This window comes from Rhodospirillales bacterium, assembly GCA_016712595.1.
In the GTDB taxonomy this organism is placed as follows: domain Bacteria; phylum Pseudomonadota; class Alphaproteobacteria; order Rhodospirillales; family Defluviicoccaceae; genus Defluviicoccus.
The window spans coordinates 1,914,236-1,940,849 of record JADJQT010000001.1 but is presented as its reverse complement, the minus strand read 5'-3'; the positions used below and the strand labels follow the sequence as shown (position 1 = coordinate 1,940,849).

At 64.1% G+C, this 26,614-nt stretch carries 27 protein-coding genes and 1 pseudogene; 11 read left to right on the top strand and 17 right to left on the bottom strand.

All coding sequences use genetic code 11. The annotated features are described in order from the left end of the window. Positions 1-36: 36 nt before the first annotated feature. The 3 genes from IPK66_08840 to rplM form a co-directional block, all read right to left on the bottom strand. Entirely contained in the window at positions 37-1,110 is a 1,074-nt protein-coding gene (locus IPK66_08840) for an N-acetyl-gamma-glutamyl-phosphate reductase (protein ID MBK8175342.1), read from the bottom strand. 71 nt (positions 1,111-1,181) lie between these two features. Then, on the bottom strand, positions 1,182-1,661 hold the full coding sequence (gene rpsI / locus IPK66_08835; GenBank protein MBK8175341.1) for a 30S ribosomal protein S9: 480 nt from the start codon (positions 1,659-1,661) through the stop codon (positions 1,182-1,184). Between the two features lie 9 nt (positions 1,662-1,670). Then, a complete protein-coding gene (gene rplM, locus IPK66_08830; GenBank protein ID MBK8175340.1) occupies positions 1,671-2,129 on the bottom strand; it encodes a 50S ribosomal protein L13 in 459 nt (152 codons plus the stop codon). Between the two features lie 326 nt (positions 2,130-2,455). Here rplM and IPK66_08825 point away from each other — a divergent pair, with 326 nt between their 5' ends. After that, a complete protein-coding gene (locus tag IPK66_08825; protein ID MBK8175339.1) occupies positions 2,456-2,941 on the top strand; it encodes a hemerythrin family protein in 486 nt (161 codons plus the stop codon). A 33-nt stretch (positions 2,942-2,974) separates the two neighbouring features. On the opposite strand, the gene IPK66_08820 is transcribed toward IPK66_08825, so the two are convergent. Both IPK66_08820 and IPK66_08815 read right to left on the bottom strand, forming a co-directional pair. Next, positions 2,975-3,397, bottom strand: a complete 423-nt coding sequence (locus IPK66_08820; GenBank protein ID MBK8175338.1) for a PaaI family thioesterase — start codon at positions 3,395-3,397, stop codon at positions 2,975-2,977. A gap of 153 nt (positions 3,398-3,550) precedes the next feature. Then, the gene (locus IPK66_08815; protein ID MBK8175337.1) at positions 3,551-5,566 is read right to left on the bottom strand and encodes a PAS domain S-box protein; all 2,016 of its coding nucleotides are present in this window, start codon (positions 5,564-5,566) and stop codon (positions 3,551-3,553) included. Between the two features lie 214 nt (positions 5,567-5,780). Between IPK66_08815 and IPK66_08810 the strand changes: the two genes are divergently transcribed. Together IPK66_08810 and IPK66_08805 are read left to right on the top strand one after the other, a co-directional pair. Continuing rightward, positions 5,781-6,584, top strand: a complete 804-nt coding sequence (locus tag IPK66_08810; protein ID MBK8175336.1) for an enoyl-CoA hydratase — start codon at positions 5,781-5,783, stop codon at positions 6,582-6,584. Next, positions 6,581-7,082 (top strand): annotated as a pseudogene (locus IPK66_08805) (CoA-binding protein). Before IPK66_08810 ends, IPK66_08805 begins: the two are co-directional and overlap by 4 nt. A 74-nt stretch (positions 7,083-7,156) precedes the next feature. Here the strand turns inward: IPK66_08805 and IPK66_08800 are convergent. Continuing rightward, positions 7,157-8,377, bottom strand: coding sequence for an MFS transporter (locus IPK66_08800; GenBank protein ID MBK8175335.1), 1,221 nt, complete (start codon positions 8,375-8,377; stop codon positions 7,157-7,159). A 236-nt stretch (positions 8,378-8,613) separates the two neighbouring features. Here IPK66_08800 and IPK66_08795 point away from each other — a divergent pair, with 236 nt between their 5' ends. The 3 genes from IPK66_08795 to IPK66_08785 all read left to right on the top strand — a co-directional run bounded on the left by IPK66_08795 (position 8,614) and on the right by IPK66_08785 (position 11,220). Continuing rightward, positions 8,614-9,045, top strand: coding sequence for a helix-turn-helix transcriptional regulator (locus IPK66_08795; GenBank protein ID MBK8175334.1), 432 nt, complete (start codon positions 8,614-8,616; stop codon positions 9,043-9,045). 121 nt (positions 9,046-9,166) lie between these two features. Further along, positions 9,167-10,492, top strand: coding sequence for a spore maturation protein (locus IPK66_08790; GenBank protein MBK8175333.1), 1,326 nt, complete (start codon positions 9,167-9,169; stop codon positions 10,490-10,492). A 350-nt stretch (positions 10,493-10,842) separates the two neighbouring features. Continuing rightward, entirely contained in the window at positions 10,843-11,220 is a 378-nt protein-coding gene (locus tag IPK66_08785; protein MBK8175332.1) for a hypothetical protein, read from the top strand. A gap of 190 nt (positions 11,221-11,410) precedes the next feature. Here IPK66_08785 and IPK66_08780 read toward each other — a convergent pair whose 3' ends face one another. The 3 genes from IPK66_08780 to folK form a co-directional block, all read right to left on the bottom strand. Beyond that, positions 11,411-13,567 carry a bifunctional (p)ppGpp synthetase/guanosine-3',5'-bis(diphosphate) 3'-pyrophosphohydrolase gene (locus IPK66_08780; protein ID MBK8175331.1) on the bottom strand — a complete coding sequence of 719 codons (2,157 nt, stop codon included), beginning with the start codon at positions 13,565-13,567 and terminating at the stop codon, positions 11,411-11,413. A gap of 79 nt (positions 13,568-13,646) precedes the next feature. Then, positions 13,647-14,108 (bottom strand): DNA-directed RNA polymerase subunit omega, encoded by a 462-nt coding sequence (locus IPK66_08775; GenBank protein MBK8175330.1) that lies wholly within the window; start codon positions 14,106-14,108, stop codon positions 13,647-13,649. A gap of 63 nt (positions 14,109-14,171) precedes the next feature. Further along, complete coding sequence (gene folK / locus IPK66_08770; GenBank protein ID MBK8175329.1) at positions 14,172-14,732, bottom strand: 2-amino-4-hydroxy-6-hydroxymethyldihydropteridine diphosphokinase; 561 nt, start codon at positions 14,730-14,732, stop codon at positions 14,172-14,174. Positions 14,733-14,863: 131 nt separating this feature from the next. Here folK and IPK66_08765 point away from each other — a divergent pair, with 131 nt between their 5' ends. Then, positions 14,864-15,487 (top strand): NYN domain-containing protein, encoded by a 624-nt coding sequence (locus IPK66_08765; protein MBK8175328.1) that lies wholly within the window; start codon positions 14,864-14,866, stop codon positions 15,485-15,487. 39 nt (positions 15,488-15,526) lie between these two features. Beyond that, positions 15,527-16,159, top strand: coding sequence for a uracil-DNA glycosylase (locus IPK66_08760; protein ID MBK8175327.1), 633 nt, complete (start codon positions 15,527-15,529; stop codon positions 16,157-16,159). A 46-nt stretch (positions 16,160-16,205) separates the two neighbouring features. On the opposite strand, the gene IPK66_08755 is transcribed toward IPK66_08760, so the two are convergent. The 3 genes from IPK66_08755 to IPK66_08745 all read right to left on the bottom strand — a co-directional run bounded on the left by IPK66_08755 (position 16,206) and on the right by IPK66_08745 (position 18,097). Continuing rightward, positions 16,206-16,454, bottom strand: a complete 249-nt coding sequence (locus IPK66_08755) for a DUF4170 domain-containing protein (GenBank protein MBK8175326.1) — start codon at positions 16,452-16,454, stop codon at positions 16,206-16,208. Between the two features lie 255 nt (positions 16,455-16,709). Then, positions 16,710-17,186: an SsrA-binding protein SmpB gene (gene smpB / locus IPK66_08750; protein ID MBK8175325.1), complete on the bottom strand. Its 477-nt coding sequence runs from the start codon at positions 17,184-17,186 to the stop codon at positions 16,710-16,712. A 35-nt stretch (positions 17,187-17,221) separates the two neighbouring features. Continuing rightward, positions 17,222-18,097 carry a 4-hydroxy-tetrahydrodipicolinate synthase gene (locus tag IPK66_08745; GenBank protein ID MBK8175324.1) on the bottom strand — a complete coding sequence of 292 codons (876 nt, stop codon included), beginning with the start codon at positions 18,095-18,097 and terminating at the stop codon, positions 17,222-17,224. 257 nt (positions 18,098-18,354) lie between these two features. Between IPK66_08745 and IPK66_08740 the strand changes: the two genes are divergently transcribed. From IPK66_08740 to IPK66_08730, 3 genes are all read left to right on the top strand, one after another. Then, on the top strand, positions 18,355-20,319 hold the full coding sequence (locus IPK66_08740; protein MBK8175323.1) for a lytic transglycosylase domain-containing protein: 1,965 nt from the start codon (positions 18,355-18,357) through the stop codon (positions 20,317-20,319). A 61-nt stretch (positions 20,320-20,380) separates the two neighbouring features. After that, positions 20,381-21,097 carry a haloacid dehalogenase type II gene (locus IPK66_08735; GenBank protein MBK8175322.1) on the top strand — a complete coding sequence of 239 codons (717 nt, stop codon included), beginning with the start codon at positions 20,381-20,383 and terminating at the stop codon, positions 21,095-21,097. A gap of 5 nt (positions 21,098-21,102) precedes the next feature. Next, a complete protein-coding gene (locus IPK66_08730; protein ID MBK8175321.1) occupies positions 21,103-21,591 on the top strand; it encodes a CinA family protein in 489 nt (162 codons plus the stop codon). Positions 21,592-21,607: 16 nt separating this feature from the next. On the opposite strand, the gene IPK66_08725 is transcribed toward IPK66_08730, so the two are convergent. From IPK66_08725 to IPK66_08705, 5 genes are all read right to left on the bottom strand, one after another. Further along, on the bottom strand, positions 21,608-22,126 hold the full coding sequence (locus IPK66_08725; protein MBK8175320.1) for a type II toxin-antitoxin system RatA family toxin: 519 nt from the start codon (positions 22,124-22,126) through the stop codon (positions 21,608-21,610). Between the two features lie 21 nt (positions 22,127-22,147). Beyond that, positions 22,148-23,101, bottom strand: coding sequence for a lipoyl synthase (gene lipA / locus IPK66_08720; GenBank protein ID MBK8175319.1), 954 nt, complete (start codon positions 23,099-23,101; stop codon positions 22,148-22,150). A gap of 92 nt (positions 23,102-23,193) precedes the next feature. Then, positions 23,194-24,474 carry an SBBP repeat-containing protein gene (locus IPK66_08715; protein MBK8175318.1) on the bottom strand — a complete coding sequence of 427 codons (1,281 nt, stop codon included), beginning with the start codon at positions 24,472-24,474 and terminating at the stop codon, positions 23,194-23,196. Between the two features lie 68 nt (positions 24,475-24,542). Beyond that, the gene (locus IPK66_08710; GenBank protein MBK8175317.1) at positions 24,543-25,811 is read right to left on the bottom strand and encodes an SBBP repeat-containing protein; all 1,269 of its coding nucleotides are present in this window, start codon (positions 25,809-25,811) and stop codon (positions 24,543-24,545) included. Between the two features lie 68 nt (positions 25,812-25,879). Beyond that, positions 25,880-26,416, bottom strand: coding sequence for an SBBP repeat-containing protein (locus IPK66_08705; GenBank protein ID MBK8175316.1), 537 nt, complete (start codon positions 26,414-26,416; stop codon positions 25,880-25,882). Between the last annotated feature and the right edge of the window lie 198 nt (positions 26,417-26,614).

The following is a 26,614-nucleotide window of genomic DNA, read 5'->3' as shown; positions in this document are numbered from 1 at the left end:
CCACCCGCTCCGGAGGGAGTAGTGGGCCTGGCGCGGTCAGGGAAACAACGGCTGCTGAGTAAGACCCGCGGTCTCGTCGAAGCCGCAGACGAGATTCATGTTCTGAACCGCCTGTCCCGAAGCGCCCTTGACGAGATTATCAATAACCGACAGGACGATGATACGGCCGGGCACCCGGTCGGCGAAGACGCCGATCAGGTTGAAGTTCGAGCCGCGGACGTGGCGGGTCGCCGGAGAGACCCCCTTGTCTACGACGCGAACGAATGCTTCGTTGCGGTAACGCTGTTCGAGCAGCGCGCGCACATCGTCGACCGTCGCCATGCCGACCAGACGCAGATAGATGCTCGCGAGGATTCCCCGGTTCATCGGCATCAGATGCGGCGTGAAATTCAGCATCACCGGATGCCCAGCGGCACGCGCGACCAATTGCTCGATCTCCGGCGCGTGCCGGTGCGCGGCAACGCCGTAGGCCTGGATGCCTTCCGAGACCTCGGCGAACAGCGAGCCTTCCTTGGCGGCGCGGCCGGCGCCGCTGACCCCGGATTTAGCATCGATGACGATGTCGCCGGCGTCGATCAGTCCGGCTTGGACGATCGGCACGAGCGGCAGCAGCGCCGACGTCGGATAGCAGCCCGGGCAGGCGACAAGACGGGCGCCGGCGATCTGCTCGCGGGCGATCTCGCTCAGGCCATAGACCGCCTCCTTTTGAACCTGCGGCGCCGCATGCGGCTGACCATAGGTCGCGGCGTAGACGGCAGGGTCGGCGAAGCGGAAATCCGGGGACAGATCAATCATCTTCACCCGCCCCGGCATCGCCGCCGCCAGCGGCTGCGCCGCCCCGTGCGGCAGGCCGAAGAAGGCAACGTCGACCGTCTCCCAATCGACGGCATCGACCGGTTGCAGGTCGGGCAGCCCGCGCCCGCGCGCGACGCCGGCCAGATGTGGAAAGACCTCGCCGAAACTCTGCCCGGCCTTGCGGTCGGCGGTCATCGCCGTGATGTCGACGTGCGGGTGGTTGACAAGGAGTCGAACCAACTCGGCGCCAGTGTAGCCACTGGCGCCGACGATCGCGACCCGCACCCGACCCGGGTTATCCCCCGCTTCCGCCATGCGCCTCTCCCTTTCCGAGGCCGTGGATCACGCCCCACCCGATCCCGGGCACCGCGGAGCGATCGCGCCGGCTAACGTTTGGAGAACTGGAAGCTGCGGCGGGCCTTGGCGCGTCCGTACTTCTTTCGCTCAACGACACGCGAATCGCGGGTCAGGAAACCAACGCTCTTCATCGCGCCACGCAGGTTCGGCTCGAAAAAGGCCAAGGCCCGGCTGATGCCGTGGCGCAAGGCCCCCGCCTGTCCGGACAGACCTCCCCCGGAGACAGTACACAACACATCGTACTGACCGTCGCGACCGGCGACGACAAACGGCTGGTTGATAACCATCTGCAACGTCGGACGGGCAAAGAATTGCGCGACGTCACGTCCGTTCACCTTGATCGTGCCGCGTCCCGGCTTGAGCCAGACACGGGCGATGGCATTCTTGCGCTTGCCGGTGGCGTAGGCGCGGCCGTATCGGTCGAGCTTCGGTTCCGCCGGCGCGTCGCTGACAGCGAGCGGCTCGGCGATGTGCTTCAAATCCTCGAAGGTGGTGATCGGGTCCGCCATGAAAGCCTGCTATCGTTTGTTCTTGGAGTTGAATTCGCCGATGTCGAGCGGCTCGGGCTGTTGCGCCGCGTGCGGGTGTTCCGGTCCCTTATAGACCCGCAGCTTGCGCATCTGTTCGCGCCCCAACGGGCCGCGCGGCACCATTCGCTCGACCGCCTTGACGATCGCGCGTTCGGGGTAGCGGCCATCAAGGATCTGCGCCATCGTCCGCTGCTTGATGCCACCCGGATGGCCCGTGTGCCAATAGAACACCTTCTGTTCGCGCTTGCGGCCGGTCAGACGCACCTTCTCGGCGTTGACGACGATGATGTTGTCCCCGCAATCGATGTGCGGCGTGAACATCGGCTTATGCTTGCCACGCAGGCGCATGGCGGCGATGACCGCCAACCGACCGAGGACACAACCCTCCGCATCGATGACGTACCAGCCTTGAGTTACGTCCGCCGGCTTGGCGGAATAAGTCTTCATTGTCTTTCCCCGGATACGAGGCGAATCGAACGAAAGAGCAGCGCCCAGAACTCTTGGCGGCGCACTCGAAGAGCCGTGGAATATGCCACGGCCCTTGCAGGTGTCAACGGCGAAAGGGTGCTGGCGCGCAACGGCAGCACAGGATTTTGCTTTGCGGGCGGTATGTTGCGTTTCCAAACTGTTGTTTATAGCCCCGATTAGTGGTTTCCTTTGCGCAATCGTGGCGGCGGTCGGCCGGATGGTAAATGGCATGCCGGAACGTCTTCCACGCATCGTGCGGTTGCGAGTCGGTCGCGCGTAGATAGAATTTGGTGGAAACATCCTCAATGCCGATTATTCATTGGACGCTGGAATTCAGCGTCGGTGTCAACTCTCTCGATACAGATCACAAGGTGCTGATCAGCCTGATCAACCAGCTCGACGACGCGGTCAGAGGTGGCGAATCGAGCGAGATCATCAATCGCGTACTCGATGCGCTGCTCGACTATACCGACTATCACTTCGGCCGCGAGGAAGCACTGATGCGCGCCTGCGGGTATCCCGATATCGAGGCCCATATCCGCACGCACGCAACGCTGCGCGCGCAGGTTCAGGAAATCCGCGACCGCTACCGGCGCAATTCCGAATCGATTCACGGGCGCGAGGTGCTGTCGTTCCTGAAGAACTGGCTCACCGCGCACATCGTCGGCCGCGATAAACTTTACGTTCCGTTCATGCAGCAAGCAGCCGAAAAGGTGCAGTCTGCAGACCGCGTGTACGGTGAGGATGTCGAGGCGCCGAAGGCGATGGCTGCAGCCGGTCCCGCCTCCTGAAGCCGGGCTTGGCCGCGCGAAAAGGACGTCGCGTCAGGCGACAGGCGGGATGGAATAGGTCCCGGTGGCATGCGCGACCGGCTCGTCGTGCCCCTCGGAATGAACCGTAACCTCCATCACCGCGAGGCGCTTGCCGAGCCGCAGGATCCTTCCGTCAGCGAGCAGGTCAACAGGACTCGCCCGGTGGAGGAAGTTGATCGAAAAGCTGGTGGTTACGGCCATCTTCACCTTGCCGATCGCCGAGAGCACCACCGCGAACATGCACGCATCGGCGAGCGCCATGATCGTCGGCCCGGAGACAACACCGCCTGGCCGCAGCATTGATGCCCGGAACGGCAGCCGCAGGACGGCGCGGCCACGCTCGATCGTATCGGTATGCATGCCGATATCGAACGCCCACGGCAGGTCGTTGCGAATGATGTCGTCGAAATCAGCGATGGCGATCTTTGCTGTCATGCCCTGCCTTCGTCCCCCTTCCCGACCTTCCCGAGGCCGCCCCGCCGTTTCCCAGCTTAAGGCATCTTTGCGCCGGGGCCAACCAACAGCCATTCCAGCCGACGGCGCCGTTCCACAACCAAACGCGGGTAAAGGACCGCTCGCCGCCCGCTTCTATCCATCCCGTTCGTGCGAGCGAGGCGCGCCGGGATTGGCAAGCTTTTCAGCAATGGCGGCGTGCAGGTGGACGGGATCGACCGGCTTATGCAGCAGGGTAAATCCGTGCTCGCGCGCTTCGCGAATGCGCTGCGGCGCGGTATCGCCGGTGATCAGGATGCACGGGATCGACCAGCCGAACATGTTCCGAAGCTGGGTTACCACCTGCGCGCCGTTGCAGATGCCGCGAAGGCGATAGTCAGCGACGATGACATCAGGCGCAGACCTCCCGGTCAGTTGGGCAATGCCCTCGAGTTCCGTGCGCGCAGTGAGCACCGTATAGCCCCAGTCCTCGATCGCCAGACGCAATCCCCGCAGCACCGTCGGCTCGTCGTCGATGACGAAGATCAGGCCGCGCTGCGCGGACGCCGCCTGCGCCACCGCCGGCCGCAGCGGAACCACATTGGCGGAGCGGTTGAACCCGACGAGCGGAACGTCGACCGCGAACACCGAACCCCGACCCTCCTGCGAGTGCACGCTGACCGGACAGCGCAGCAGGCGCGACAGCCGCTGAACGATGGCAAGGCCGAGGCCCAGGCCTTGCGTCCGGTCGCGCTCGGGATTGTTGATCTGATAGAATTCCTTGAAGATGTCCTGCTGCAAGAACTCAGGAATGCCGATCCCCGAATCGACCACCTCGATCCGCAGCTTGCGACCGCGCCTTCGACAGCCGACGACGATGCCGCCCTGGCTGGTGTAACGCACGGCGTTGGCGACGAAGTTCTGTAAAATGCGATAGAGCAAGGCCGGATCGGTCCTGATCACCGCGGATGATGGAACGACGCTCAGACTGATTTCCTTCTGGTCCGCTTGCGGCGTGAACTCGGCAACCAACCGCTCGAGGACAGTTGGCACCGAGAAGGCGGTCTCGTGCGGCGCGATGGCGCCGGCATCCAGACTTGAGACGTCGAGCAGCGCGTCGAGCAGCATGTCCATTGCCTCGACCGAACCGCGAATGTCATCGAGCAGCGCCGACGCCGGTGCGCCGGCCAGCTTGTTGGCCAGCACCGTGGTAAACAAAGTTAGCGCCTGCACCGGCTGCCGCAGATCGTGGCTGACCGCGGCGAGAAACTGCGATTGCGAAAGATGGGCGCGCTCGGCCTCCTCCTTGGCGGCCCGCAGTTCCTCCTCCTTACGGGCGCGTTCGGTGATGTCGCGGATGATCCCTGTAAAGATATGCCTGTCGCTAACCACCGCCTCTCCAACTGAGAGCTCCATCGGAAAGCACGAGCCGTCGCTGCGCTGCCCTTCAACCGTGCGGCCGATGCCGATGATCCGCCGCTCGCCGGTCGCGACATAATGGGCGAGATAGCCGTCGTGACCGCTGCGGTGAGGCTCCGGCATCAGAATACTGACATTGCGGCCAATCAGCGCCTCGATCGGATAGGCAAACAGGCGCAGCGCCGCCGGATTGGCGGTCAGGATCGTGCCGTGCTGATCGATGGTGATGATGCCGTCGACCGCCGTCTCGAACATCGCCCGAGCGTTGCTTTCGCTCTCGCGCAGCCTTTGTTCGGATTCTTTGCGCTGGGTGATATCGCGGACGACTCCCGCAAACAGGCGCCGGCCGCGATCGCGGCTCTCGCCAACCGAGAGTTCCATGGGAAAACGGGACCCGTCCTTGCGCAGCCCCTCGACCTCGCGGCCGATACCGATGATGCGTGCTTGTCCGGTATCGCGATAAGCGCTGAGATAACCGTCATGCTCGGACTGATAGGGCTCCGGCATCAACATGCGCACGTTGCGCCCGACGACCTCACCGGCGGCGTATCCGAACAACCGCTCGGCAGCAGGGTTGAAGCCCTCGATGGTACCGTTTTCGTCAATGGTGACGATGCCATCCACCGCAGCGGCGAGAATTGCCCGGTTTCGCCCCTGCGCCCGCCACAACGCCCGGCGGGCCGCAAACAAGCCCGCGGCGAGCACGAATGACGCCAGCACGGCGGCAACGGAAGCGACCAGTAAGATATTCATGCTTGCTTTTGGAAATGTACAACCAAACGCAACGGCAAGCAAATTAAAGGCCACAATAGTCCCATCACCGTGGAATTTTATGTCCTGTCGTGGCGGTCGATGCCGAAGTGGCGTTGTGGAGAGATGGCGTGCCTTGCTATGTGGCCTGCGAGCCTCAACATTTAAGCAAAGCCGAATTGACGGCGAACGAAGGAGCGACGCGACAATGCAGACGATGACCAAGGCGATGGCGAACAGTGATGCCGCAGTTTTGGTGCGTAACGACGCGGGGGGCATCGCCACCTTGACCTTGAACCGCCCCGGCTCGTTCAACGCCCTGTCGATCGCGCTGTTATCGGCTCTGCAAGCCGAATTCGACGCCATCGCCGTTGATCGCAGCGTTCGCGTCGTCGTGCTTGCCGGCGCCGGCAAGGCGTTCTGCACCGGCCATGACCTGAAGGAGATGCGCAGCGATCCCAGCCGCGAGGGGAATCTCGCCCTGTTCCGCCAGTGCGGCCGGGTAATGCTGTCGATCACCCGGCTGCCGCAGCCGGTGATCGCCCAAGTCCATGGCGTTGCGACCGCGGCGGGGTGTCAGCTCGTCGCCACCTGCGATCTCGCCGTCGCCACCGACGACGCCCGCTTCGCCGTCTCCGGCGTCAATCTCGGCCTGTTCTGTTCGACGCCGATGGTAGCGCTCTCGCGCAATCTCGGGCGCAAGCAGGCGATGGAACTGCTGCTGACCGGCTCGTTCATCGACGCCGAGACGGCGCTACGCTGGGGCCTTATCAACCGCGTCGTGCCAAACGCGCAGATCGAGACCGTCACGACTGAGCTGGCGCAGCAGATTGCCGCCAAGTCGCCGGCCGCCGTCGCCCTGGGAAAGCAGCTATTTGCCAAGCAACTCGAGGCATCCCTGGAGACCGCCTACGAAATGGCCAATGAAACCATGACGTGTAACATGCAGGCCGAAGACGCCCAGGCGGGAATCGATGCGTTCATCGCCAAGCAGCCGATGCCGGAGTGGAAAGGTCGATGAGCGCAGCGGCGCTCGTCTACCCCGCCGCCGACCTGCGAAGAATCTTCGCCGAAACCCGAACGATCGCCGTCGTCGGCGCGTCGCCCGATCCAATGCGCGCGTCCAACTACGTCATGGCCTTTCTGCAGTCCTGCGGCTACCGGACGATTCCGGTCAACCCGGCCGAATCGGGGCGCAGCATCAACGGCGAAGTGGTCGTTGCCAGCCTTGCCGACATCACCGATCCGGTCGAACTCGTCGACGTCTTTCGCCGCAGTTCGGCAGCCGGCGACGTGGTTGACGACGCGATCGACGCGCGCGCGACTGGGCATCCGATTCGTCTGGTTGCAACTCGGTGTTCGCGACGATGCCGCCGCCCGCCGCGCCGAGGCCGCCGGACTGGCGATCGTCATGGACCGCTGTCCGAAGATCGAATATCCGCGCCTTTTCGGAGCCGCGGGCCACCGCGGCTGGACGCCTGCCCCCCCGGCAACGGGTGGGCCTATCGACGTGCTCTGAGCGGGTCGGTCTCGCGGCGGCGAATCGCCGCCTGATACCGATACGGCACTTACCGATCGGGCTCCGCGACCGCGCTATTGCGCGGGCGCCGCCACCGACATCGATGCGCGTTCCGCCGGCAGCAGACAGGCCGCGGCGAAGCCGACGGCGGCCAACGACGCGAGGACAGTAAACAGCCAGACAAAGCCGCCCGTCGCGTCGTAGAGCATGCCTTCAAGCTGAACTCCGAGTCCGCTGACACCGAAAGCAAGGACGAACTTCAGGCCATAGGCAAAGCCGCGCCGGTGGGCCGGTGCGTAGAGGGCGACGAGGCCATTCTCCGCCGGTAAGGCGCCGACATTGGCGCATACCATCAACATGGCGACGGCAACGATCGGCCCGCCACCGACGGTGCTCGCCAGCAACAGAACCGGCACCTGTGCGGCAAAACAGCAGACATAGACTCGCTTCATGGGGAATCGGTCGGCGAGATGTCCGGCGAGAATCTGGCACGCCCCGGAAGCGAGATAGACCAGCGAGACGAGCATCGAGACGCCGAACGCGCCACCATCGGACCAGATCCAGGCACCCGCACGCTCAAAGAGCAGTTTCGGCAGGGCCGGCTGTGTCGCCTGATAGATCAGGCCTGAACACAGCATCGTCAGCGAGAGTACGATGAACGCCCGTGCGGCATCACCGCGCGCCGGCCGCGGCGCGGGCGCGCGGTCTTCTCTCACCTCGACGATCGCACCGCAGGCGATCAGGGCGCAGAATAGCACCCCCGTCGCGACAACGACCGCCCCCGGCACGATAAAGGCGGCGCGCCAGCCCGCGTAGTCGATCAAGGCGCCCGCCGACAGGGCCGCCGCCGCCGGCCCGAGACTGCCGAAGACACCGTTAATTCCCAGCGCCTTCCCCCAGGAGCGGGCATTGCGAACCAGCCAGGCCATCCCCACGGGATGATAGATCGAAGCGAATGTTCCCGTCGCAGCAAGGCCAAGGCCGATCTCAACCGGATCAGCGGCGAATCCCGTCGCGATCAGCCCTCCACCGGTGCCAAGAAAGAACAGCGCCATCATTCCGGTCGCGCTCCACCGGTCCCCGAGCCAGCCAGCGAGCGGCGCCGCGAGGCCGAAAAGCATATTCCCGGCAATGATCAGAGAGACCGCCGATCCGTGGCTGAGCGAGAACGACTGCTCGAGCGCCAGAACGACGATAAAAAAAATTGGCGCAAACAAGTGCGAATAGGCGTGTCCGACACAGGAAAACGCCAGCGCCAAGCGAGAGGAGCCGTCGGAGGTCGTCAGCGTCGCCATCACCCCGCAGCCACTCCGAGAAAATTGCAATTGTCGAACGACTCGCAATCTCATTCGATGCTCTCATGGGTAGCGGCGGCGAGCAAGACCCGAGCGGGGAGCGTATACGGCATTGACGCGCATATCCTCGCCGCGTATGTCGCATCAGTTAGTCGCCCGCATTTGAAAAACCGTAGATGTTGTGGACGTCAGGGGGAGTCTCGACAGATGGTACAACTTGAAGTACCGTAATTTTTATGAGGAAGCCCGTGTCAGAGGATGGACCGGACCCCATTGACCGGCACGTTGGGACCCGCATTCGCGGTCGCCGCGTTGGTCTTCGGATAAGTCAAACAAAACTGGGTCATGCCATTGGTGTGACCTTCCAACAGATTCAAAAGTACGAAAGCGGCACCAACCGGGTTGGCGCCAGCAATCTGTTCAAAATCGCCAAGGCTCTCAGTGTCGAGGTTGCGTTCTTTTTTGAAGGCGTCTCGCTTGACGCGATGGAGGGGATTTCGTCAGCGGGGCTAGCCGAGCCACCCGCCCAACCCTTCGAGTCCAATCCGATGAACTCGCGCGAGGCGTTTGAGTTGATGCACAATTTCTTTCGCATTCCCGACCCCGTGGTCCGCAAGCGCCTGTTTCAGTTGGTGAGAATTCTCGCGTTCTCCGAACAGGAAGAATGACGACGCACACCGCGCCTAGTGCGGGTATTGTTCAACGGACCCGTGCGGATCTGGTCCGTGCGGGTATGGTTTGTGACGGCTACGCGGGAGATCGGCGGCTCTTGGGCTTGGCCGCACGTCGATGAACGGTATCTTTCTTGCCATCGTTTCGGTGGCGTTCGCTGTGGGCGCATTTCGCCAGATCGCAAGCGGAAACACCCACACGGACACGATGGATGTGCTGGCCCGGGGAATTGTCGCCGATGCCGGGTCCGCGGTAACGCTGGCAATCGGCCTCGTCGGTGTCATGACGCTGTTTCTGGGGCTGATGAAGGTCGGCGAAGCCGGCGGGTTGCTCGGCATCGTCGCTCGCCTCCTGCGCCCGCTGATGCTGCGGCTGTTTCCGAGCGTCCCGCCGGAGCACCCGGCGATGGGAGCGATGATTCTTAACATCGCCGCCAACGTGCTGGGCCTCGGCAACGCCGCGACACCCTTCGGCATCCGCGCGATGCAGCACCTCGATTCGATTAATCCAGCGAAAGGAACGGCAACCAACGCGATGGTGTTGTTCCTGGCGATCAACACGTCGAGTGTCACCCTGCTGCCGACCGGCGTCATCGCCTTGCGCGCCGCCGCCGGTTCGTCCGACCCGGCGGGCATTCTGCCAACCACACTGTTCGCCACGACCTGCTCCAGCCTCGTGGCGATCGGCCTCGCCAAGGCCTGTGAGCGCATTTGGCCGAACCCCGAACCGATCGCCACCGAGCCCGGCACGAGCGCTGCGGATGCCCCCAGCGCGAGCCTACCGGATTCACCCGCCAGTGAGGGTGCCATATCGCCCGACGTCACCCGCCTCGCCGAGCGGGGATATCCTCTATGGGTTTCGCTCATCGCGCTTTCGTGCATCGCGCTGCTCATCCCGCTGACCGTCGCTTACGGGACGACGGCCGCGCCGTGGATCATCCCCGGGCTCGTCTTTGGCCTTCTCGCCTTCGGCGCTGCGCGCGGCGTGCGCGTCTATGAAGCCTTCGTCGATGGAGCGCGCGATGGCTTTCAGGTGGCGATACGAATTATCCCCTATCTCGTCGCCATCGTCGTCGCCGTCGGCATGTTTCGCGCCAGCGGCGCCCTCGATCTGCTAATCCACCCTCTCGGTGCCGTCACCACGCCACTCGGCCTGCCCGCCGAGGCCCTGATCATGGGCCTTCTGCGCCCCCTTTCCGGCTCCGGGGCCTTCGCCTACCTCGCCTCTCTGCTGAACGATCCGCAGGTCGGTCCCGACAGTTTTACCGGTTACCTCGTCAGCACGATCCAAGGCTCGACCGAGACGACATTCTACGTTCTCGCCGTCTATTTTGGCGCTGTCGGCATCCGCCGCATGCGCTACGCGATCTTGGTTGGTCTTGCCGCCGACGCGGTTGGGGTCGGCGCCTCAGTGTTCATCTGCGATCTTCTGCATGGCGGCTGATTCGCCGCTCGCCGCCCGTGCGCCCGGCAATCAGCCGCGATCGGGCCTTCCTTTCGCTGAATGTGACCCAGATTACAGAGCGCAGCGGCGGATCGCCTACAAATGGTTGACGATCGCTATTGCGGATGAAACCAATTAACTATCGAATCGTTTGAGGAATGGCGACAAGCAAGTCCTGCACACCATCGGGCTTTTGCGGTCTGGGCGACCCGGTATCGACGGTGACGGGGTTCACGAGGGAACAACTTGGCACGACGGGTTTCGAACCAGCGGTTTCGCCGTCGTATTAACGAGTTGCAAGGAAGGGGTCGACTAGGATACCAGCGGATATCGTGGCGGGAGCCAAAGTGATGACACATACAACTGCGGCCGAGCGGGCACTGTTTTCAGATTTAACGCGCCTGTTCATGTCAATGAAGGACCATCCGCACGTTGAGCTCGAAGCCCGGATCGAGGAGCGCTTTCGTGAATTCATGCGGGGAACCGCGGACGAAGGAACCGTCGGCCTCCAGATTACCATGACCTGGGAGATGCCTGACGGACCGGGAGACTGGGCGGTCTACCGCACCGACTATAAGACACTCTCCGACGATCGGCGCGACAAGCGCCAGCGCGCTTTGGCGGGCGGCGGCGCCGCCGCAATTCTCGAATTTCCGGCCCAGCTTCCCACCCGCTCGCTTCCGGCGACCGGCACGACGGGGCAGGTCATCGCTTTTCCCAAGTCGTAGCCACGAACTCCCACAGCCCCAAGGTCTCGCGGGCACAGTCCCCGCCCCGAGCCCCCCGCCCCGAGCCAGCCTCGGGCTTCCCGACGCGGCATCGTCTTGCCCGGAAGGTCCCCGCTCCAAAGCCGCTGTGAGCAAGTCGGACGCCCCCCTCATCCACCCCAGCAAGCAACACGCCGTGCTGAAGCCGTGCTCAGCGCCGGGCGCGATCGGCGGTGTTGATCGATGGCGTCGCCCGCAATGCCGCGAGAATGTCGTTCAGATGCGCGACGTCGCGTACCTCGATATCGACAAGGATGTCGAAGAACTGCATCGAGCGATTGGTAATCTTCAGATTGGTGATGTTTCCTGCGTTTCTGGCGATCATCGTTGTCAGGCTGCCGAGGCTGCCCGGCTCGTTGAGCACGGTGACCTGAACGCGGCCGACATGGAGCGCCGCATCATCATCCGACTCCGTCGCGTCCCAGGCGACATCGATCCATCGCTCTGGTGCGTCGGCGAATTCCTCCAGCACGTCGCAATCGATGGTATGGATGGTAACGCCTTTCCCAGTGGTGACGACCCCGACGATCCGATCGCCTGGCAAGGGATGGCAACAGCCGGCGAAATGCAGCGCCATGCCGGGAATAAGCCCATGGATCGGAATTCCCTTGCCGGTGACCGGCGGTTTCTTGGCCCGTGACCGGCCGAGGGGGACTACCTTCTCGACGAAGCTGCGTTTCTTGCGAACCCCCGGCAGAACAGCTTCGACGACGGCCCGGCCGGTGAAGTTGCCGGCGCCGACCTGGGCGCAGAGATCGTCGGCGCTCGCTTGCTTGAAGTTCTTCAGAACTCCGTCGAGGGCCTTGTCCGAGCACTCGTAACCTTCTTCGCTGAAGGCGCGTTCGAGGATCGAGCGTCCCAGTTGCAGGTACTGCTCGCGTTCCTTCGAACGGATAAAGCGGCGGATGCGGGCGCGCGCCTTGCCGGTGACGACGAAGCGCTCCCACGTCGGTGACGGCGTCTGCGCCTTCGACGTAATGATCTCGACCTGATCGCCGTTCTGCAGCACCGAGCGCAGTGGCATCAGCCGACCATTGATCTTGGCGCCGACGCACTTATCGCCAATGGCCGAGTGAACCGCGTAGGCGAAATCGACCGGCGTGGCGCCAGTGGGAAGGTTGATCAAATCCCCTTTCGGAGTAAAACAGAACACCTCGTCCTGGAACATCTCGAGCTTCGTGTGCTCGAGAAATTCCTCGGCGCCACCGGCATGCTCGAGGATCTCGAGAAGCTCGCGCAGCCAGCGGTATTGCCGGCCGTTGGTATCACCCAGACCCTGCTTGTAGTGCCAGTGCGCGGCAACGCCGTATTCCGCGATCTCGTGCATCTCCCGGGTGCGGATCTGCACCTCGATGCGCTGACGCTCGGGACCGAAGACCCCCGTATGCAGGGATCGGTAGCCGTTCGGCTTCGGCGTCGAAACGTAATCCTTGAAGCGGCCTGGAATCACCGGATAGGCGCCGTGCACGATGCCGAGCGCCCGGTAGCAGTCGGCCTGGCTCGGAACAATCAGGCGGAACGCCATGATGTCGCAGAGCTGCTCGAAGTTGAGATCGTTGCGCTGCATCTTCTGCCAGATCGAATACGGCGTCTTCTCGCGTCCGCTGACATCCGAGTCGAGGCCGCTGTCCTGCAGCGTTTGCCGAATCTGCGCAATGATGCTCGGAATGAGATTTCCGCCGTGATCACGCAGGAAGGCGAGCCTTGCAACGATTGATTCGCGTGCGCTCGGATTGAGCTCGGCGAACGCAAGGTCTTCCAGCTCGTTCTTCATCTCCTGCATTCCCATGCGCTCGGCGAGGGGTGCGTAGATGTCCATCGTCTCACTGGCAATGCGTCGGCGTTTGCTTTCATCGCGCAGGAACTTCAGCGTGCGCATGTTGTGCAGACGGTCGGCCAGCTTGACCAGCAGTACGCGGATATCCTCGGACATTGCGAGGACCAGCTTGCGGAAGTTCTCGGCTTGGCGGGCGTGCTCCGATTGCAGCTCGATGCGATTCAGTTTGGTCACGCCGTCGACCAGGCGCGCCACCTCCTCGCCGAACAATCCGCGGATGTCGGCGAGCGTGGCCCCCGTGTCCTCGACGGTGTCATGCAGCAGCGCCGTGACGATCGAGGACGTATCCAGCCGGTAATGGGTCAGGATTCCGGCGACTTCGAGCGGATGGGAAAAATACGGATCGCCGTTCGCCCGTGTCTGCGCGCCATGCGCGCGCATGGCAAAGACATAGCCGCGATTGAGCGCGTCCTCGTCGACGTTCGGATCATAGGCCTTGACCCGTTCGACGAGTTCGAATTGCCGGATCATCGGCGCCCTCATCGCGGATCACTCCTCTGACGCGGACACGCCCCCGCGTTGGCCTGTGGGTGGTGTGCCTGTCGCCAGATCAGTCTTCCGCCAGATCCAAATCGCCGCCCGCCTGGTCCGACGGCTCGCTGTCGTCGCCGTCCTCGCCGGTATCGAGGCCCCCACCACCGATGACCGACAGTTGATCTTCGACCAGTTCCTCCTCGATCAATGCCTCATCGGGCAATGCCTCATCGGGCAATGCCTCCTCGGGCGCGCTCATGTGTTGCTGCATGCCGAGGGCATCGAGTTCATCGCTTTCCGGCTCGTCCGTCTCAACCACCTTTTGCAGGCCGCGGATCAAGCCATTTTCGAGGTCGCTCAGTTCCACCGTGCCGTCGGCAATCTCGCGCAACGCGATGACCGGATTCTTGTCGTCGTCACGATCAACACTGAGCGGTGCGCCGGCACCAAGGTTGCGCGCCCGCTGTGCCGCCAGCATCACTAGCTCGAAACGATTGGAAACCTTGACAACACAGTCCTCGACGGTAACGCGCGCCATTCACAAAACTCCACTGTTCGTCGCAACGACACAAATCTCTCAGGTATGATTTAATGTAGGCGTTTAGACCACCGGCTGACAAGATGTCGCCAAGAGGCCCGACGCTGGCGTGTGCTCGGTGTTCATCGCCTCCACCCATTGGCCCTCAGGCAACGCGGCCAGCAGCTCCGACGCCGATCGGCCAAGGAGTGGATGGCGCCAATCCGGCGCAAGCTCGGACAATGGAGCGAGCACGAAGGCGCGCAGGTGCAGGCGTGGGTGCGGCAGCTGTAGTCCGCCTGGCGCGTTTTCCACCCGCGCGCCGTAGGCCAGCAGGTCAAGGTCGAGAGTCCGTGCGGCGTTTCGCGCGCCGCGGCGTCGTTCGAAGATGTCTTCGGCGGCATGCAGAGCCGACAGCAGGGCGAGCGGATCGAGGTCGCTCGCCACATCAAGGACGCCGTTGACGAACGGAGGCTGGCCGGACGGCGGCACCGGCGCGCTTTGGTACCACCGTGAGCGCTGGCAAAGATCGATGCCGAAGCCGGGAAGCACTAAAAGCGCCGCCTGCATTACCGCCAATGGCGGGCCAATCCGGGCAAGAGGCAGATTGCCTCCGATACCGATAAGGATACGCTCTGGTTTCATTTATTACGCCCTTGCACCAATTGTAACCGTGCCTTAATTAAACGAGAATGGCTGTTTGTCACGTTCGCCGCCGCATGATCGGCGGCGCCAAACCGGCAACCAAATAACGAATATTCTGAGGACCAAATAGGATGGTTTTTTACCCACAGGAACGTATCGGCCTGTTTATCGACGGCTCTAACCTGTATGCAGCCGCTCGATCCTTGAATTTTGACATAGACTATAAGCGATTGCTGGAAATTTTTGCATCAAAGGGCCACCTCATTCGCGCTTTTTACTATACCGCTTTGATCGAGGACCAGGAGTATTCCCCCATCCGCCCGCTGATCGACTGGCTGGATTACAACGGCTACGCCATGGTCACAAAGCCGACGAAGGAGTTCACCGACGCCGCCGGGCGACGAAAGATTAAGGGAAACATGGACATCGAACTCGCCATCGATGTCATGGAGATGGCCGAACACCTCGACCATGTCGTGCTGTTTTCCGGCGACGGCGACTTTCGCCGGCTGGTCGAGGCCGTTCAACGACGTGGCGTGCGCGTCACGGTCGTCAGCACCATCCGCTCACAGCCGCCCATGGTCGCCGATGAGTTGCGCCGGCAGGCCGATAATTTCATCGAACTGCAGGACATGCAGGCGAGCATCTCGCGCGTCGGCCCCAATCGCGAAGGCGGGCGCGACGACCGGCATCCCGCGGTGGCCAACCCGACGCCTGCCAATCCGTCGCCCGTCGGCCTTTACGAGAGCGTGTGAGCCGCTTTTCGGCACGCCCGGCATACAACGGCGCCTCTGATGGCAACGCCCTCGGCCGATTGTCGGCTCTGCCCGCGCCTGGCGGCCTTTCGCGACGATAACCGGCACGCGCATCCTGAGTGGCACAATGCTCCGGTTCCGTCCTTCGGAGCCGACGATGCGCTATTGCTCGTCGTCGGACTCGCGCCCGGCCTGCGCGGCGCCAACCGCACCGGCCGTCCGTTCACCGGCGATCACGCGGGCGAGCTCCTCTTCGCGACCCTGCTCAGCCACGGGTTGGCCGAGGGCTCTTACGGCCGGGCGGCAGACGACGGGTTGCGTCTTACCCGGTGCCGTATCAGCAACGCCGTGCGCTGCGTGCCTCCGGCCAATCGGCCGACGCCGGAAGAGATCCGCACCTGCAATCCCTTCCTGCGGGCGGAAATCGCAGCGCTGCCGCGCCTTCGCGTGATCGTGGCGCTTGGCCTCGTCGCGCATCAGGCCGTTCTCGCCGCGCTCGAACTCCCGCGCCGCGCCTTCCCCTTCGCCCACGGCGCCCTGCATACGCTGAGTTCCGGCCGTCTCCTCGCCGACAGCTATCACTGCTCGCGGCAGAACACGAACACCGGCCGCCTGACGCCGGCGATGTTCGATGCGGTGTTCGCGGCGGCGCAGGCCGCCTTGCCGGCATAGGGGCGCGTTTCGAAACGGTGGCCAGGGCGCCCCGCTTGACGGCGGTTCAGTCGGTTTCGATCGGCGCCTCGCCGTGCATCTCCGCCGGATCGAACAGTCGGTGCAAGTGGACGATGACGTACTTGGTATGGGCGTGGTCTACGTGCTTCTGACTCATCGCCCGCCACGCCTTGAACGCCTCCGCGTAGCTCGGGTAGACGCCGACGAGATCAAGGTTCTTGGTATCGACGTAGTCGGTCCCACTCGGATCTGCGACCTCGCCGCCGAACACCAGATGCAGGAGTGGCTTGGACATCTCGGTGGAACCTCCAATTCGACCGCACGAGGTCCTTTGACCCTGCGGGACGCTAGCGAAACCGGACCGGCTCGCCGCAATTATCGAGCACCTCCACACTGTCCGGCTCAGCCTCGCCCGAACGGCCAAGCCTTGCGCGAACAGAAGGGGTGACAACAGGATTCCCTGCTTAACATTCTTTGCGCCCAATTTCGAGGCACAAGCGTCCGCCACTCGCGGAGCGGCTGAGGGTCCGCCGAACGAGCAAGGCGCTGTCTAGCGAGCCGTACGCAACAGGCGCGACTTCTGGCGCTGCCAGTCGCGTTCCTTGATCGATTCGCGCTGGTCGGCCTTGCGCTTGCCCTTGGCGAGGCCGAGGGAGATCTTGGCTATTCCGCGACGATTGAAGAAGATCGACAAGGGCACCAGGGTCATCCCCTCGCGGCGGATCGCACCGGTCATCTTATCGATCTCGCGACGGTGGAGCAGCAGCTTGCGCGGCCGCCTCGGCTCGTGGCCGAAGGTCTTGCCCGAGTCGTATGGCGCGATATGGGCGTTGATCAAGAAGATATCGCCGCCCTGATTGGTCGCGTAGGCCTCGGTGATCGATGCCTGTCCCCGGCGCAGCGACTTGACCTCGGTTCCGGACAGCACGATTCCAGCCTCGAAGGTGTCCTCGATGGCGTAATCGTGCCGCGCGCGCCGGTTCTGCGCCACGGTCTTGCCGCCTTCATCCTTCGCCTTGCCCGCCATCGCGCTTCATCCTGCCCGCTGCGCTTCGCCGGCGATCAGGTGAGGGCTCCGGCGGCGGTCATCGCCCGGCGCACCGTCTCCCGGCTCGCCTCGGTCAGGGGCGCCAGTGGCAACCGGGTGTCCGCCCGGCACTTTCCGAGCAGACTTGCCGCGTATTTCGCCGGACCGGGGTTGCTCTCGCAAAAAAGGTGCGTATGCAGCGGCATCAGCGTGTCCTGAAGCGCCATCGCCCGGGCGACATCGCCTTCGCGCCAGGCACGCTGCATCTGTGCGCAGGCGCCGGGCGCGACATTCGCCGTCACCGAGATGCATCCGTGACCGCCGGCGGCAAGGAACGCAAGAGCCGTGCCGTCTTCACCGGAGAGCTGGCAGAACGCGGGGCCGATAGCGAGGCGGGTGCGAATCGGCCGGGTGAGATCCGCGGTCGCATCCTTGACGCCAACGATATTGGGATGCGCCGCCAGCTTCGCCATCGTCTCGACCGACATATCAACCACACAGCGCGGTGGAATGTTATAGATGATGATTGGCAGATCGACGGCATCGGCAATCGCGCGAAAATGGCGATCAAGTCCGTCCTGGGTCGGCTTGTTGTAATACGGCGTGACCACGAGTGCCGCCGTCGCGCCCGCCTGTCGCGCATGTCGCGTCAGGTCGATCGCCTCTGCGGTGGAGTTTGACCCGGTGCCGGCGATCACCGGCACCCGGCCGGCGACAGCATCGATGCAGACCTCGACGACACGCTTGTGTTCGAGGTGGCCCAGCGTCGGCGATTCGCCGGTCGTACCACACGGAACGATGCCGTCAGTCCCCTCGGCGATCTGCCAGTCGATCAGTGCGCGGTAGGCCGCTTCGTCGAATTCACCGTCGCGAAAAGGCGTAATCAGCGCGACGATGGAGCCCGTAAACATTCTTTTTCTCCCCAGAAACGCCTGCAATGGCGGTTTTCGGTCAGCGCGAGACCTTATCCTTCGCACCGGCGTTTGCAAGGCCCACCTGTCGAGCGATCGCAAGCAGCGCCCACCAGCGCCGGTGGAGCGTTGATGAGCCGCATGAGAACACCGGCGCTTGCCGATAGCGGTGCCAGCGCATAGAGTTTCTCGTCAAGAGCGAGCCGACGGGTCTCCGCCCTTATCGTCCGATCAGACTTCTCGGAGGCGACAAGCCTGTGTTTGCGCGTCCTGGCCGTTTTTTGGCTTGCGTGGCGCTTTCCGCGTTTTTCCTTGCGGCAGCGCCCGGTCGGCTTCTAGCGGATGATATCGCCATTGCCACGGCGGCGTTCCGTGCGAGCGATCGCGGTGACTGGAGCGAGGCGCGCAGCCTCGCGGCGTCGGCTGAGGACCCCCTCGTCGCCAAGCTCGTTCTGTGGATGGACGCGACGCGGCCCCAAAGCGACGTAACCTTTTCCGAACTCTCGGGTTTCGTCGTCGACAGCCCGGACTGGCCCCTGCAGAAAACGCTGCGCATCCGTGCCGAGCAGGCGATCGACGACTGGACATCGAATGACGCCGTCCTCGCGTGGTTTGCGCGCAACGAACCGCTCACCCTTTCCGGCGCGCGGCGGTACGCGTTCGCGCTGATCGCCGCAAACGAAAGTGCGCGGGCAGCCGCGGTCGCCCGCGCGGCATGGGTCAACGCTGATGCGCAGACGATCGACGAGGAGGACACCTTCTTCCTTACCTTCAGCGACATCCTGACCGCGGACGATCACCGCCGCAGGCTCGACCGGATGATCTGGGCCGGACGGATCGCCCCGGCCACCCGCCTGCTCCCTCGCCTCGATCCCGCCGACCGGCCCGTTGCCGAAGCGCGCCTCGCCCTGCGCCAGTCGGATGACGACGCCCCCGCCCTGCTCGCAGCCGTCGCCGACGAGCGGCGCGGAGACCCAGGCCTCGTCTTTGAGGAGGTTCGCTTCGAGCGGCGCCGAGACAACGATGCCGCGGCCGCTCAACTGCTTGAGCAGTATCCCGTCGATGCCGCTCAGCCGGATGCGTTCTGGCGCGAACGTTCGCTCCTCGCCCGGCGATCCCTCAGCGAGGGCGATGCGGCCGATGCCTACCGACTTGCCAGCAGTCACGGCTATGCGGGCAACAGTGAAGAGTATGCCGACGCCGAGTGGCTTTCCGGCTGGATCGCTCTGCGTTTCCTGCAGCAGCCGCAAGCCGCCCAAAAACATTTCCTGACGATGTTCGAGAACGTCACCCATCCGGTGAGCCGGGCACGCGGCGCTTACTGGTCCGCGCGGGCCAACGCCGCGTTGGGCGAGGTGGACGGCGCCATCCTTTGGCACAAAACCGCGGCGCAGCACCCCGTCGCCTTCTACGGCCAGCTCAGCGCCGCCGAGATCCGCCCGAACGAGCCGTTGCGCCTGCCGCCCGCGCCCGTCGCCGACCCCGCGGAGCAGGTCCGCTTCGATTCCAACGAGTTGGTGCGCGCCATCCGCCTGCTTGCCGCCACCGGCGAGCGCGACGCTGATCGTGCCTTCATCGTGCGCCTGGCAGACTTGAGCGACAGCGGCGCGTGGAAGGACATGACCGCATCGCTGGCGCACGACATCGGCCGCCCCGACCTTGGCGTCGTCGTCGCCCGCCAGTCGGTTCGCAATGGCGATGCGCTCATTCGCAATGGCTATCCCATGCTGCCGGTCGCCACCAGCGCCGCGTCCCCGGTCGAAGATGCGCTGGTGCTTGCCATCGTTCGCCAGGAGAGTGGCTTCGATGTGCAGGCCCGCAGCCCCGCGGGTGCCCTCGGGCTGATGCAGTTGATGCCGGCGACGGCGCGCGGGATCGCCAGCAAGCTCGGCCTTCCCTACTCGCCCTCCGACCTTACCGGCAGCGCGCAATACAACCTCGCTCTCGGCCAAGCCTATGTCGCCAGCCTGCTGAACCGCTTCGACGGCTCCTATATCCTCGCCCTCGCCGGCTACAACGCCGGACCAGGCCGGGCAAATCAGTGGGTGGCACAGAACGGTGATCCGCGCAGCGGCACCGAAGCTGCGGTGGACTGGATCGAGATGATTCCCTTTAATGAAACCCGCAACTACGTGCAGCGTTGCCTCGAGGGGCTTCAAGTCTATCGCGCCCGCATGGGCTCGGTCATGCTTGCTCAATCGCTGGGAGGTGTCTCACCGTGAGGGCAGGCTTGCTACGCGGCGAATCGGCAGGACATCGGCATTTTGTCGAGCATGATCGGCAATGACGGAGGAGCAGCGGCCGATCGGCTGCGTATTCGATGCCTATGGAACCCTCTTCAACGTAGCGGCCGCGACCCAGCGCTGCCGCGACGCCCTCGGGCCAAGCGCCGATGCATTCGCCGCCCTGTGGCGCAGCAAACAGCTCGAATACTCATGGTTGCGCAGCCTTCGCGGCGATTACATCGATTTTTGGCGCGTCACCGGACAGAGCCTCGACTTTGCGCTGGCATCGTTCGGAATTGACGATCCGGCGCTGCGCTCGCGGCTGATGGAGCTCTATTTCGTCCTTGCCACCTATCCGGAAGTTTCCGGCGTCGTTCAAACGCTTCGTGCCGCCGGCCTGAAAACGGCGATCCTCTCGAACGGTTCGCCCAACATGCTCACCGCCGCCGTGCAGTCCGGCGGTCTGATCGGCCTGTTCGACGCGATCATCTCCGCCGATGCCGCCGGAATCTTCAAGCCCAGCCCGAAGGTGTACGACCTCGCCGTCGAGCGCCTGCGCGCCCCGGCGGAACGCCTGTGGTTCGTCTCGTCGAACTACTGGGATGTCTCGGGCGCGGCGGCCTTCGGCTTTCGTGTCGTTTGGGTCAACCGTGCCGGCGCCAGGCGCGATCCGCTTCCCGGCGTCCCGGAACACGAAATCGCTTCGCTCGAAGCGCTGCCCGCCCTGATCGAGGACGCCGGCGGCGCGCGTGAGCCGGCGAACCCGGTGGACTGAGCGCAATGTTCGATCAGCCGCTGCTCGACCTCGCGACCGACGTTCTCGATGCCTGCCGCGCGCGCCACCTGACCGTGGCGACGGCGGAATCGTGCACCGGCGGCCTGGTCGCCGGCTGCCTGACGGCGATCGCCGGGTCCTCGGCGGTCTTCGACCGCGGCTTCGTGACCTACTCGAACGCGGCGAAGACGGCGCTGCTCGGCGTTCCCGCGGACCTGCTCGCCCGACGCGGCGCCGTCGACGAAGCGGTCGCGCGGGCGATGGCGGAAGGCGCGCTCGCTGCCGCCGGCGTCGACGTCACCGTCGCCGTGACCGGCATCGCCGGCCCGGACGGCGGCTCGGCCGCGCGGCCCGTCGGCCTCGTCCATTTCGCCGCCGCGCGCACGGACGCGCCGACGCTGCACGAACGCCACATCTTTCCCGGTGACCGGGCGGGCGTGCGCAGGGCGACGCTCGAAACGGCGCTGCACCTTTTGATCAGGCGGATCGCCTGAACGGCCGACGCGGTGATCAGGCGCCGGGGGGGACGGTTCCGGGAGGAGAAGCTTCGGGGGAAACAGTCGGTTCCGCAGGCGGGTCCTCGCCCACCTGTCCCGGACCGTAGAGCTGCGTCGCCCGCTTCTCGAAGGCGTTGACCATCCGCTGCACCGCCTCGTTGAACAGCTTGCCGATGACCTTCTGCAAGGTCTTCGAGCGGAACTCGAAGTCGATGTAGAAATCGATGACGCAGCGTCCGCGCTCGTCCTCGGTGAAGTTCCAGTGGTTGGTCAGGTGACGGAACGGGCCCTCGCGATAGACGACGTCGACCCGTCCCGGCCGGCTCAGCGTCACCTCCGAGGCGAACCGCTCGCGGAACATCTTGAAGCCGATCATCAGATCGGCGACGAAAAGGTCGGGCGTGATCTTCCGGCGGATGCGGCAGGCAAGGCACCACGGCAGGAATTCCGGATAGCGCTCGACATCGGCCACCAGATCGAACATCTGCTCGCGCGTATAGGGAAGGGTCCGCCGTTCGCCATGGGTCGGCATCGCTGCGGCGTTCGCCCGGCGTTAGCCGCGCGCCACGCGGGCCCGGCGCGCGTCCCGCAGAGCGGCGAAATCCCGGTCGGCGTGGTACGAAGAGCGGGTGAGCGGCGACGAGGCGACCATCAGAAATCCTTTTGCCTCCCCCACTTGCTTGTACTCTTCGAACTCCTCGGGAGCAACGTAGCGATCGACGGCCGCGTGCTTCAAGGTGGGCTGCAGGTACTGGCCGATGGTCAGGAAGTCGACGCCAGCCGCGCGCAGGTCGTCCATCACCTGGAACACCTCGGAGCGCTGCTCGCCGAGCCCGACCATGATGCCGGACTTGGTGAACAAGCGTGGATCGACCTCCTTGACCCGGCCGAGCAGGTGCAGCGAATGGTCGTAGCGGGCGCCAGGACGGATGGTCGGATAAAGCCGCGGCGCGGTCTCAAGGTTGTGGTTGTAGACGTCCGGCCCGGCTGCGGCGACGCGCTCGATCGCACCGTCCTTGCGGCGGAAATCGGGAGTGAGGATCTCGATCGTCGTGCCCGGCGACGTGGCGCGAATCGCCTCGATGCAGCGGACGAACTGCCCGGCCCCGCCGTCGTCGAGGTCGTCGCGGTCAACCGAGGTGATCACCACGTGAGCGAGGCCGAGCTTGCTCACCGTGATCGCGAGGTTTTCCGGCTCCAGCGCATCGACGGCGCCGGGCTTGCCGGTGGCGACGTTGCAGAAGGCGCAGGCCCTGGTGCAGATATCGCCGAGAATCATCACTGTCGCGTGCTTCTTCGCCCAGCATTCGCCGATGTTGGGGCAACCCGCCTCCTCGCAGACGGTGTGCAGCTTGTGCTCACGGATGATCCGGTGGGTCTCGCCGTACCCCGGCGAGGTCGGCGCCTTGACCCGGATCCACGCCGGCTTGCGCGGTGACGGGTTGTCCGGGCGATTTATCTTCTCGGGATGGCGGGGGGCGGCGGCATCGATGCTCATGGCATGCATATTGACGGACCCGCGAAAGCGGTCAAGCACGCGATTGGGCAGGGCAGAAGCGCCCCGCCCAACGCTGCATCCGGCAGGTGGCGCCCCCGCGCTCACGGCGCCACGGCCGGCGCGTACTTGGCGATGAAGGCGTCATCGCTGGCCGGAGCGGCGCTGCCGAGTATGCCGGACGTCCAGCCGACGACGTAAGCATTGCCGTCCGCATCGGTGGCTACGCCGGTCGCGAAGCCCTGTTCCGGCGAATAAAAATAAGGGTTAGGCAGCCTCACCCAGTGCCCATCGGGGTCGACTTTCAGTACAAGGGCGATCGATATTCCGTTGCCCCTGGAGATATAATTATTGCCGACGACGTAGAGATTGCCGAACGGGTCGGTCGCGGCACCGTGGGCATAATCACTCCGGGCGGTTCCAGGCAGCCGCTTCCACAGCGTTCGACCGTCGCCATCGAACTTGATCACCTGAAAATCCTGATCCTCCACTTTCCCGTCCGCAGTGGTGGCGGTGCCAAGGAGGTAGACGTTGCCAGCGCCGTCGGTGGTGACAGCCGCTCCGGTGTACCGCGTTGCTTGTGCCGGCTGGCGCTTCCACAGGTAATGTCCATCGGCATCGAACTTGATCACGAAGATGTCCGAGGCGCCCTTTTGGCTGCCGCCGAGCGCGCCCTGGGTACTCCCGGCAACGTAGATGCTGCCGTCGGCGTCGATGGCGACACCGCTCGCTTGGTCGGGCTGAGCGGTTCCGGGCTGACGCTTCCATAACAGATGGCCGTCGGTGTCGTACTTGATCACCCAGGCGTCGGAATCGTATTGCCCTCCCTTCTTGGCACCGCCGAGCGCGCCCTCAGTGTAGCCGACGACGACAACGTTGCCGGCAGAATCGGTGGCGATGCCGGCGGCAAAGTCGTTTTCACTGGTTCCGGGCTGGCGTTTCCACAGGTAATGGCCGTCGGCATCGAACTTGATCACCCACGGGTCTGCCCCCGGGTAGAGGGAGCTGGGCGTGTAGCCGGCGACGTAGACGTTTCCGCTCACATCCGTGGCCACGGCGCGTGCATCGTCGTTGCCAGCGGTGCCGGGTTGATGCTTCCACAGCTCCTGCCCGTTGGCATCGAACTTCGCCACCCAGGCGTCTAATTCCCCCTTGTTGTAGCCGATGACCGAGCCATCGGTCCTGCCGGCGACGACGATATTGCCATCGGCATCCGTGGCCACCGCCTCCGCATAGACATTCAACCCCTTATAGATAACCGGCCCCGAACTGATTTGCTTGACCCATATCGGATCGTCCGCCCGCGCCGCCGGCGCGGCGAGCGCGAGGCCCGCCGCGATGATCAGCGCGCCCGCGGCGGCGCGCGTAGCTTTGTTCCCGTTCATGGTCTGCCCCCGTTGAAAATCAAATGAAAACCAACGCCGCTCACGCCGCCCCACCCGAGACGGATCGTTCATGGTGCGTACTTGTCAAGGACCACGAAATCGTCCTGGTGAGAGCCAACATTGAGCAACTGGCGGCTCGCGACGTAGGCATTGCCGGCGGTGTCGACAGCGACGCCATATCCGTCGCCTACGGTAGTTCCGATCCCGAACACATTCTGCCAGAGAATTTGCCCGTCGGTGTTCACCCTCGCAATCCAGCTCGCGTAGGGATAGTGCGTACTTGCCCTACCCACGATGACGATGTTGCCTTCGGCGTCAGCGGCAACGGCGGCCGCATCGCGGTCGGCGTCGGGATCGACAAACGTCTGTTTCCACAGCCGGTGCCCGTCGCCGTCGAACTTCACCGCCCAGGCTGTTTCGTAGGGTGTGTGCCTGCGACCGGAAAACCAGGTATCGCCGACGACGTAGGCGTTTCCAGCCTCGTCGCAGGCGACGCCGCTCGCCTGATCACTCGAGGCTCCGCCGATACTGCGTTTCCAAAGGAAGTGCCCGTCGGCATCGAGCTTGATGATGAAGCCGTCGAGCTCGCCCTTGATGGCGCCGCCGAGCCCACCGCGGCTGCGCCCGACCACATAGACGTTCCCGGCCGGATCGGTGGCAGCCCCCCACGCAGCTTCGTCCCCCACCGTACCCGGCTGGCGCTTCCACAGATAATGCCCGTCGGCGTCGAATTTGATGACGAATGCGTCGCTCAAACCCTTTTGGGCGCCCGCAAGAGCGCCATTTGTGCTACCGACAACAAACACGTTACCGGCGCGATCGCTGGCTACGCTATAGGCCCAGTCCTCTGTGCTGGTGCCCGGCTGGCGCTTCCAGAGCACGTGCCCGTCGGTAGCATCGTACTTGATCACGAAGGGGTCTAAATGGCCATTATTCCCCGCGCTGTGGTGTTCGATGTCGCCGATCGCGCCCTGGGTTCCACCAACGACGTAGACGTTGCCGACGGGATCGATGGTGAGGCCGAAGGCTCCGTCGGACCACGGCGTGCCCGGCTGGCGCTTCCACAGGATATTTCCATCGGCATCGAGCTTGATCACGAAGGCATCGTTCGCACCTTTGAACTTGCCGCCCAAATTGCCGCCGGTTGTGCCGACGATATAAATGTTGCCGCTCGCATCGACGGCAACGCCGTCTGGACTATCGCCGGCCCCCCACTGGCTGCCGAACATCCAGCTCGAAACCGGATCCTCGGCCCGCGCCGCCGGCGCGGCGAGCGCGAGGCCCGCCGCGAAGACCAGCGCGCCCGCGGCGGCGCGCACGCCCTTGCTCCCGTTCATGGTCTGCCCCCGTTGAAAATCAAATGAAAACCAACACTGCTCACGCCGCCCGACCCGAGACGGATCGTTCATGGTGCGTACTTGTCGAGGACCACGAAATCGTCCTGGTGAGAGCCAACATTGAGCAACTGGCGGCTCGCGACGTAGGCATTGCCGGCGGTGTCGACAGCGACGCCATATCCGTCGCCTACGGTAGTTCTGATCCCGAACACATTCTGCCAGAGAATTTGCCCGTCGGTGTTCACCCTCGCAATCCAGCTCGCGTAGGGATAGTGCGTACTTGCCCTACCCACGATGACGATGTTGCCTTCGGCGTCAGCGGCAACGGCGGCCGCATCGCGGTCGGCGTCGGGATCGACGAACGTCTGTTTCCACAGCCGGTGCCCGTCGCCGTCGAACTTCACCGCCCAGGCTGTTTCGTAGGGTGTGTGCCTGCGACCGGAAAACCAGGTATCGCCGACGACGTAGGCGTTTCCAGCCTCGTCGCAGGCGACGCCGCTCGCCTGATCACTCGAGGCTCCGCCGATACTGCGTTTCCAAAGGAAGTGCCCGTCGGCATCGAGCTTGATGATGAAGCTGAGCCCGCCGCCGCTGACCCCGACCACATAGACGTTCCCGGCCGGATCGGTGGCAGCCCCGTCGCATAATCGGCCCGCACCGTACCCGGCTGGCGCTTCCACAGATAATGCCCGTCGGCGTCGAATTTGATGACGAATGCGTCGCCAAAACCCTTTTGGGCGCCCGCAAGAGCGCTTTCTGTGAAACCGACAACAAACACATTTCCCGCCCGATCGCCGGCTACG